Origin of the sequence: Brachybacterium tyrofermentans (assembly GCF_014897585.1) — a bacterium.
Taxonomy (GTDB): domain Bacteria; phylum Actinomycetota; class Actinomycetes; order Actinomycetales; family Dermabacteraceae; genus Brachybacterium; species Brachybacterium tyrofermentans.
Genome location: NZ_JABUXW010000075.1, coordinates 1 through 1,809, shown reverse-complemented (window position 1 = coordinate 1,809; position 1,809 = coordinate 1). Strand labels below are relative to the sequence as shown.

General features: G+C 70.3%; 2 protein-coding genes. Both read left to right on the top strand.

Annotated elements, in window-relative coordinates:
- Positions 1–930: Mu transposase domain-containing protein (locus tag INT49_RS20750; protein ID WP_404801966.1), on the top strand; the 930-nt coding region annotated here is incomplete at its 5' end.
- Positions 927–1,709, top strand: coding sequence for an IS21-like element helper ATPase IstB (istB, locus tag INT49_RS20745; protein ID WP_193119620.1), 783 nt, complete (start codon positions 927–929; stop codon positions 1,707–1,709). The genes INT49_RS20750 and istB, both read left to right, overlap by 4 nt.
- The last annotated feature ends 100 nt before the right edge of the window (positions 1,710–1,809 follow it).

Below are 1,809 nucleotides of genomic sequence, written 5' to 3'. Positions count from 1 at the left end.
GTCGGCCGGCACTACGGCATGCAGGTCCATACCTGCGTCCCTTTCGATCCGGAGTCCAAGGGCGGGACCGAGGCGACGGTGAAGATCGCGAAGGCGGATCTGGTGCCCACCGACGCGAACCTCCGCGCCGACTACGCCTCGTTCGCCGAGCTCGAGACCGCCTGCGAGACGTTCACCCACAAGGTCAACGCCCGCAGGCATCGAGAGTCCGCACGGATCCCGGCCGAGGCCCTGGCCGAGGAACGTGCCCGCCTGCACGTGCTGCCGGCGGCTCCTCACACGATGGCGCTGGGCCAGACCCGGTCGGTGGGCACCGATCAGACGGTGCGGTTCGGATCGGTGCGCTACTCCACGCCGCCGGGCCTGGTCGGGGCCGAGGTCTGGGTCCGCGCCGCGGGGATGGAGCTGGTGATCATCGCCGACCTCGACGCCCTACCCACCCTCCCGGCCTGGGCCGGGGACCGACGCGGGCTGGTCGAGGTCGCCCGCCATCGCCTCTCCACCCCGGGCACTCCCCGGATCGACCTGGCCCACTATCCCGACCATCCCCAAGATCCGACCGGCGCTCCCCGCGTTCCACGGCCCCGGGCCCGCACCAGCGCCGAGCGGGACTTCCTCGCCCTGGGAGATGGGGCGAGGGCCTGGCTGATCGAGGCTTCCGCCGCCGGGACAGTGCGGATCCGGGCGAAGATGACCGCCGCGCTCGAGCTGGCCGCCCTGGTCGGCACCGATCAGGTTGATGCCGGACTCGGGATCGCCGCGACCGCCGGACGCTTCGCCGAGGGTGACCTGGCCACCATCGTCGACCACCACTTAAGCGGTGCCGCGGTCGCAGACCTGGTCATCGCTGATGAGACCCACTCCGCCCAGCCCGGCACCACCAGCTGGGCCGGATTCACCACCACCACGAGCATGGAGACCACCCGATGACCGTCACCACGACGATGACTGCCCCGCCGCTGCCCGAGGACCTGACCACGGTCCTGAAGCGCATGCGCATGCCCTACCTCCGTGCTGCCGCCCCGGACGTGCTGGCCACCGCGAAAGCGCAGCGATGGGACCCCACCGAGGTCCTCCGCGTCCTTCTGGCTGAAGAGGTCCGGGGGCGGGACGCGGCCACCAAGGCGATGCGCCGCAAGAGCGCCGGCCTGCCAGCCGGGAAGACCTTCCAGACCTGGCAGGAGACCGCCTCCTCCATCCCCGCCCCGACCCAGTCGGCGCTGGCGACCCTGGAATGGATCCACCGCGCTGAGAACCTCGCCATCAGCGGGCCCTCCGGCACCGGGAAGACCCACTTCGTCGAGGCGATCGCCCACCAGGTGATCGACGCCGACATGCGCGTTGCCTGGTTCACCCTGGAATCGCTGACCACCGCGATCGGACGGGCCAGCGTCGATGGGTCGATCAACAAGGTCATCGCCCGGATCACCCGCGCCGACCTGATCGTCGTTGACGACATCGGCATGCTCCCGGCAGGGCAGGCCGCCGCCGAAGCGTTCTACCGCCTCGTCGACGCTACCTACGAACGGCGGAGCCTGGCCGTGACCAGCAACCTCCACCCCGCCGGGTTCGACACCTTCATGCCCAAGACCCTCGCCACCGCGACCGTCGACCGGCTCCTCCACCACGCCCACGTCCTCACCACCGAGGGCACCTCGATGCGACTGGCCGAGGCCACCGCCGGACGCGGCGTCGTCCCCCTGACCTAACCCCGCAGGGAGATCAACTGACCGCCGACAGGGAGATGAACTGTCCGCGAACAGGGAGATCAAACGTCCGCCCACAGGGAGATCCCGATGTCCCTTGACA

Bases quoted from the DNA above. Each gene is read 5' to 3' on its own strand.
- istB (WP_193119620.1), top strand. From the start codon at position 927: ATGACCGTCACCACGACGATGACTGCCCCGCCGCTGCCCGAGGACCTG.